This window comes from Streptomyces lushanensis (assembly GCF_001700515.1).
Lineage (GTDB): Bacteria > Actinomycetota > Actinomycetes > Streptomycetales > Streptomycetaceae > Streptomyces > Streptomyces lushanensis.
The window spans coordinates 1-6,463 of record NZ_MAUD01000568.1 but is presented as its reverse complement, the minus strand read 5'-3'; the positions used below and the strand labels follow the sequence as shown (position 1 = coordinate 6,463).

5 protein-coding genes and 3 pseudogenes are annotated in these 6,463 nt (G+C 66.1%); 5 read left to right on the top strand and 3 right to left on the bottom strand.

Annotated features, from left to right (window positions below; genetic code table 11):
- Window positions 1–321 (top strand): annotated as a pseudogene (locus BFF77_RS37440) (mobilization protein); the annotation flags it as partial.
- Here BFF77_RS37440 and BFF77_RS36405 read toward each other — a convergent pair.
- Window positions 316–495, bottom strand: a pseudogene (locus BFF77_RS36405) (hypothetical protein); the annotation flags it as partial. The pseudogenes BFF77_RS37440 and BFF77_RS36405 sit on opposite strands and share 6 nt — an antisense overlap.
- A gap of 238 nt (window positions 496–733) precedes the next feature.
- Between BFF77_RS36405 and BFF77_RS31320 the strand changes: the two are divergent.
- A complete protein-coding gene (locus BFF77_RS31320) occupies window positions 734–2,137 on the top strand; it encodes a HEPN domain-containing protein (RefSeq protein WP_141698590.1) in 1,404 nt (467 codons plus the stop codon).
- A 54-nt stretch (window positions 2,138–2,191) separates the two neighbouring features.
- Window positions 2,192–2,415, top strand: a pseudogene (locus tag BFF77_RS33975) (transposase); the annotation flags it as partial.
- 84 nt (window positions 2,416–2,499) lie between these two features.
- Here BFF77_RS33975 and BFF77_RS31315 read toward each other — a convergent pair.
- Both BFF77_RS31315 and BFF77_RS31310 read right to left on the bottom strand, forming a co-directional pair.
- The gene (locus tag BFF77_RS31315) at window positions 2,500–3,453 is read right to left on the bottom strand and encodes an FAD-dependent oxidoreductase (protein WP_066956829.1); all 954 of its coding nucleotides are present in this window, start codon (window positions 3,451–3,453) and stop codon (window positions 2,500–2,502) included.
- A gap of 10 nt (window positions 3,454–3,463) precedes the next feature.
- On the bottom strand, window positions 3,464–4,909 hold the full coding sequence (locus BFF77_RS31310; protein WP_066956827.1) for an NsdA family TPR-like regulatory protein: 1,446 nt from the start codon (window positions 4,907–4,909) through the stop codon (window positions 3,464–3,466).
- A gap of 204 nt (window positions 4,910–5,113) precedes the next feature.
- Here BFF77_RS31310 and BFF77_RS31305 point away from each other — a divergent pair, with 204 nt between their 5' ends.
- Window positions 5,114–5,638, top strand: a complete 525-nt coding sequence (locus BFF77_RS31305) for an ATP-binding protein (protein WP_107422305.1) — start codon at window positions 5,114–5,116, stop codon at window positions 5,636–5,638.
- A 44-nt stretch (window positions 5,639–5,682) separates the two neighbouring features.
- Window positions 5,683–6,463: glycosyltransferase family protein (locus BFF77_RS31300; protein ID WP_141698589.1), on the top strand; the 781-nt coding region annotated here is incomplete at its 3' end.

Sequence of the window (6,463 nt, the reverse complement as noted above, 5' to 3'; positions counted from 1 at the left end):
CACGCCGCCCGCGTACTCGCCGACCCCAGCTGGCCCGCCCTGGCCACCGTCCTTGCCGACGCCGAAGCACGTGGCCACCAACCCCACCAGCTCCTCAAAGAAGCCGCCGCTCAACGCGAGCTCACCACCGCCCGCCAACCTGCCCGCGTCCTGATCAGCCGCATCCAACACACCAGCCGCAACTCTGCACCCAACCCCCGAGCCGAAGCCGCCCGCCGACGCACCACCGTGCGGGTATCCGCGACTGGTCTGAGGCCGGATGCGACACAGCCCGCCCCGCCTCTGGTGGCTGCCCGCCCGATCGAGCGTCGACAGCTATAAGGAGGCTGGCTCAGCCATTAAGACCGTGCCCCATGTGGTGAGTCGGCGGAGTCGTTTGTAGCAGCAGAGCGGTGCGGCGAGGCCGCAGAGGGCCAGGTAGTTGCGGGGATGGCGTTCGTAGCAGTGGTTGAGTCTGCGGTATCCGGTGAGCCAGGACATGGTGCGTTCGATGACCTATCGGCGACGCCTAACCTTGCGCAACAACCTTTGGTGAGGAGCTGTCGTCAGGGCTCGGTGTTCCACCCACCCGCAGGCTTCGCGAGTCGTCGTCGGACGCTGGCAGTAGGTGACCGGGCACGTTAGCCGACTTCCTCGGCCCTGGGATTCCGAGATAACCTCAAGTGCCGCAACGTAAGGGGGGCCAATGGAGCCTAGGGATAGTGCGCTTTGGGAGCTCACTCGTCCTGCAATCATGGATGCTTTGGGTAAAATCAAGGCTGCCGTAATTGCCGAAAAGAAGATCGACAAGTATTCATCCTTCCCTGCGCTGAAGTCGGTGGGTGAGGGTCAATATATCCAACTTGAATCAGACTATGGTGTGCCCAATTACGGACGACTTTTCGAGGGTCAGGGGCGTTGGAATACCAAGCCGTACGTTTATGAGGAGCTTTCTGGATATTCAGATCTACTGTCGTACGTGAGGGGGCACTCCGTTTATGCGCCGTTCAATGGTTGGGAGGGAGATCCTTCGGATCGCTTTGGTCCACACATGCTGGAGGCCGGCGTAGCCGATTTCGTGTTGGAGGTAGCTGCACGTCACGCACAAGTGAAGGGGTTCGAATGGGATGAATCTTTTGCGCTCTCTCGGTATTTGGAGATGGAGCGTTGGTGGCAGTCTGAACCTCTCGGAATCCGGCTATGCGTCCCCATTCTGAACGTTTCCTTCCTGGATGATGTGATTCCGCTAGACGGGAAGGTTCAGATTCGAAGAATCACGGACCAGGAGCACCTGGAAAGGCTGTTCTCTCTAGAGCAATATAAGCGCGATTGGTGGTCGAATCGGGCGGCTACACACGCTCTTTTCATCGACGATGCGGTAAATATTACGTACCCGCGCGGGTATGGTGGGCCGGTGTGGGGGGAATTTCCTTACGCCATTATTGATCGCGCTATGCAGGCGATCTCTGTGAAGTCGGACTTTCCTGTCGGGTATCAGCAAGTCTGTTATGAGCCGGTCGGCTGGTCGTCGGGCTATAGAGCTGGGCTGGGGCAGCTTCAGAACGGATTCAGCATTGCCCGCTATTCCAAGAAGATGGATGAGCGTGCAGAAGCGCCGGCATTCACCTTTAGCTCCGAGGCCGGTGGGGAGATTTCCCAATACTTCGCTGCGCTGGCCGACGCAAATCCGCAAGTCTCTTTGGCTGCCAGTAGACTGCAACTTGCCACATTGCGAGACGATGAGCTGGATGAAATTGTGGACTTGTGTGTGGGGATTGAGGCACTTCTAGGAGGCACTAAGGCGGGTGACGCGACGTATAAAATCGGCATTCGGGGCGCCGCCATTTTGGCTCGCGAAGGCTTTGAGGACTCGGCTAAGACTGCCGGTCTCATCAAAAAGGTGTACGCGTATCGTTCGCTGATTGTGCACGGCCAGGTGAAGTATGAAAAGAAGAGGATAGTCAATCTAGGAGGTGAGAAATTTCTGGCCACTGACATTGCAAATTATCTCCTGCGGCAACTTCTTAAGGCGATGCTGAAGGACCCTTCTTTGATCGGTCAAATAGATGATGACCGAGTTGTTTTTGAGATGATCGATCAATGGGCGAAGCGGGATGCTCTCGACGACGCCCCGGAGCCGCACCAAGACCTGCGGTAAGCAGTGCGAGAGGAAATGATCCGTCGATCAGCGGGTGGGGCAGTGGCAGCATGAGGAACCGGATTGGTCATTCCACACCGTCGGTGCAAGGGCGAAGAACTCCCAGTGCGGAAGGAGGAACACAACCGGTCGCACAAGCAGGTCAGAGCCCGCGTAGAGCACACCCTCGCGCGCATGAAGGGCTGGAAATCCTGCGCGACTGCCGTCTCAAGAGAGACGGCGTACATCACGCCATGCTCGGCATCGCCCGTCTGTACAACCTCGCCCTCGCCGGATAGGCGGACAGTCGAAGACCGCAGCCGCCGTCGCCTCGCCCGATCCCAAGATCGTTACGGGGCAGACCTTAGACTAGTTCGCACGCCTCACATGCCCGCGAGCAGGCCACGAACTTCCTCGGCACAACCCCATGACAGCGTGACGCCAGCGCCGCCGTGCCCGTAGTTGTGCACGACTACAGCGCCGTCCTCCCGCCGGTCAGCCTCCACCCGGACCGTGGCCCGGGTCGGCCGGGCACCGATCCGATGGTCCAGAAAGCGGGCTGCGGCGAGACGGGGTTCGACCTCGACGCAGCGGGCCATGATGCCGGCCGCCGCTGTGTCGTCAGAGGCTAGGCCACCCTCTCCGTCGATGGCCGTACCGCCCAGGACGACGGTGTCGCCGTGGGGGTAGAAGCACAGCAGGTCTGGGGAAAGGCCGGTGTCCTCGGAGAAGAACTCGGTCAGCCCTGGGTTGGTGACGACGACGTGCTGGCCGCGGATGGGCCGAAGGTCAGGGTCCGGGAGCAGATCCTTGGCACCGAGGCCCGTGCAGTTAACGATCACGGCAGCAGGGCCGGCGTCCGCGAGCGAGGCCAGGCGCCGCCGCTCAACCGTTCCTCCAGCAGCGTCGAGCCGGCGCAGGAGGTAGCCGAGGTAGGTGGGCATACCGATCAGCGGCACCGTGAACCGGTAGCCGGCTGAAAACCCGGCCGGCAGTTCAGCCGGCCCGCACGGCCGGAAGCCGGGGAGGGTGGTGGCCCAGTCCGGTGGCGCCTCGGCTGTGCGGGACGCCTCGATGCCGCTGGTGAGCCGGACGCCCGTCGACGGATCCTCGGCCAGCTCGCGGAAGACCTCCAGGGACCGCTGCCCCCACTGGTCGACCTTCTCCTTCGGTTCGACCAGGTAGGGTCCCCACATCGCCCCGGCCGCCAGCGACGTGACGCCGGGCACCTGCTCGGCGATCACATGCACCGAGGCTCCGGCCTCGGCGAGAACGACGGCGGTGGTGAGCCCTGCCACCCCGGCCCCGACAACGACAACACGCTCCCCTGCGGCCATGATCCTGACCCTAACGGCCGGGTGACGTCGATGGGGCGTGTTCGGCGAGGGCGTGCTCCAGGGTGGGCAGGAAGCTGCGCACGTGGGCATTGCGCTGGCGGCGGCGCAGGTCCGCGGCGAGCTGGTGGAGCAGGGCCGCGCTGCGAGGCGAGCGCACGACGTCGAGGCGGTCAGCGACGACCTGGCCGACCTCGCAAGCGGCCTCCAGGTCGCCACGGGCACTGAGTCCCAGGGCCAGCCAGGCCCCTTCGAACATGGCCCGGCGCTGGCTGGGGTCGCCGCGCGGGACGTCGTATGCCCCGGACCGCAGCATCTCCGCCCCCTGGGCGAGGAAGCGCCGTCCCTTCGTGCCCCCGTCCGTCTTCAGTTGGGCGCGGCCCATCTGGATGAGCCCGTAACCGGCCTGGCAGTCCAGGTGGTTGTCGGTGAGGAAGTACATCCAGCGCGGCTCTTCTTGGCCGCCGTCCCGGCTGGCGATCAGTTCGCGGGCGGCCCCGCGGGTGTGGGCGAAGTCGTTGTCCCGGCCGGCGGCGGCGTACGCGTACGCGAGCCGGGACAGGACGGATGCCCGTACGACCGGCGGGGCGGCGTCGCTCGCGCGCCGGGCGGCCTCGCCGAGGGCAATGGCGTCCGCAGGGTGGCCCCGGCTCGCCGCCTGGAAGGAGAGGTCGCCGAGGATGTGGGCACACAGGGGCAGGTCGTTGACCTGGTGTGCTGCACGCAGCGCCGTGGCAAAGTAGCGCTGCGCCAGACCATGATCGGCGGCATCGAAGGCCATCCAACCGGCCAGCTGGCCGATCTCCGCGAGTGCGCGGATCATGCGGCTCGCGACGCCAGGAGAGTGCCCGCCCTCACGAATCAGGAGCCCGATCGCACGGAACTGGGCGCCCACGTACGGGAGATGACGCGCCCCTCCGTGCTCGTCGTCAAGCGCGGAAAGCAGGGGTAGGTGAAGTTCGACCTGGTCCACGAGCGGATCGGCCCCCAAGGACGGCGTGATCCGGGGCGCGTACTGGCCGCGCCCTGCGGTGCCGTCGAGGTACTGGGCGACGATCGCGAGAAGCCCCGCGCCCGAGATCGCGAGGAAGCGACGGCGGTCGACGAGCCCTCCCATCACCCAGTCCTCCACGATCGCCTCCATGCCCTGCACGGTCCAGGGCCGTGCGAGATCCGTGTCAGCCGGCACGAGCGCCGAGGAATCGCCGACGCGGCCCTGCCAGAGTTCCGCCACCGAGACAGATTTACCCAGTTCCTGGGAGAGCACGTAGGCGGCCATCATCGGTAACGGCGAACGCGGCAGGGAGCCGGCGTCCCTCCAGTGGTACGGAGCCGACTCGGCCACCGTCCCCGCCCCGAACACCCTGTTGAGCTTGCGAGCGAGCGCCTTCGGACTCCACCCGAGTTCGTCGAGGCAGCCCGCCAGTACGGCATTGGGTCCCCCTGCCTGCGGTGCCACGTGCGACCACCTCTTGCCCCAGTGGTTCGTCCATCACTTCCCGTGCTCCCTCATGGTGACGCCCTCGGCCAGCTGATTCACCACCTTCCCAAGGAAGTTGACCGAGTTGACCCGTTGATCGGGTCCTGCGCGGCGCCCTCCTCCGGTGTTCTTGGATCCCGGCGGAAGGCGCCGCCCTCGGTGCCGACGGAAAAGAGGTGGGCCTTGAGACACCGTACGAGTATTTCCCGAAGCCGTTTCGGCAGTGTGCTGGACCACGACACCGAGCGTCCGGCCCGCGTCCCGGCCTCCGGGCACACCGACGGCGCCGACGCGACCACGCTGATCACAGATCTGCCGTACGGGCCGAAAGCGGCCGAAGTCGCCCGGAGGGCTGTGGCCGTTGCACTCCACGGCACCGAGGCGGGCCTCTTCGATGACGCCCGCCTCATCACGTCGGAGCTCGCCACGAACGCGTTCGCCTCGGGCAGCCCGCCCTTGGTGCTGTGCGTCGACCGCACAAGCCTGACCACCGGCCGTCTGGAGGTCGAGATCACCGTCACCGACGGCGGCTGCTCCCACCTCGCACCGTTCTCTCTTCAGGCTCCCGGCGAGCAGGCCGAATCGGGACGAGGTCTGATCATCGTCGCGGCCCTGGCCGACGCCTGGTCGCTGACGACCGGCACCCACGGCACCCGCGCCTGGTGTCGGCTCACCCGCGAGACCAGCCCTTCGACGGCCAGCACCTGACGCCCACGCCCGCGATACCCCGTCTTTGAAGGAGGCACCACACGGTGCGCATCGACCATGCGACTCCAGCGCCCCCGCCCACTGCCGTACCGAAGGCGGTCCGCCGACCCCGTGTCGTCGTCGCCCTCCACGAGGGCTTCTACGGCGCGGCGTCGGGCACCGGCTTCAGCAACCGTGCCTTCCTCACGGCCCTCGCCCGCCTTCTGCCGCCGGGCCGCCTCTCCGTCATCACCCCGCACGTGCCGGAGACAGCCGGAGCGCACGACCGGCGGTGGGCCGGCGAGGTCCAGCAGATGCTGCGGCAGGCTGAGGCCGACGTCATCACGATCCCGGAGGTCCAGGCGGCGCCGGACTCGATCCACGGCTCCGTGCAGCTGTGCGACCTGGCCGGCGAGGCGGCCGTACGCATCGCTGATCGAGCGAGCCGGTGCCTTCTCATCGGCCTTGACATCCCGTTCCTCGGGCTGGCCCCCTACACATCGCCGTCCATGGCCCTGCTGCTCGTGCCCCGCTCCACGACCGCGCTGACGCGCCCCAAGGACATCTCCCGCGTCCGCTGGGAGCGCGACGCCCTGCGGGCGGCCACCGTCCGAGGCGGGCGGATCGGCGCCATCTCCTCCCACATGCGGGGCCACCTCATCGTCAGCTACGCCGTTCCTCGGAGAAGCATCGTGAGCGTCCCGAACGGGCTGATCCAGGAGGAGATGACCCGGCCGGCAAGCACGCCGCCCCTGCCCGCCAAGGCCCGCGCCGGATTCCTTCTCGCCATGGGCCGGGCGGTTCCGACGAAGGGCTTCGACGACCTCCTGGAGGCGCTGCGCCTCC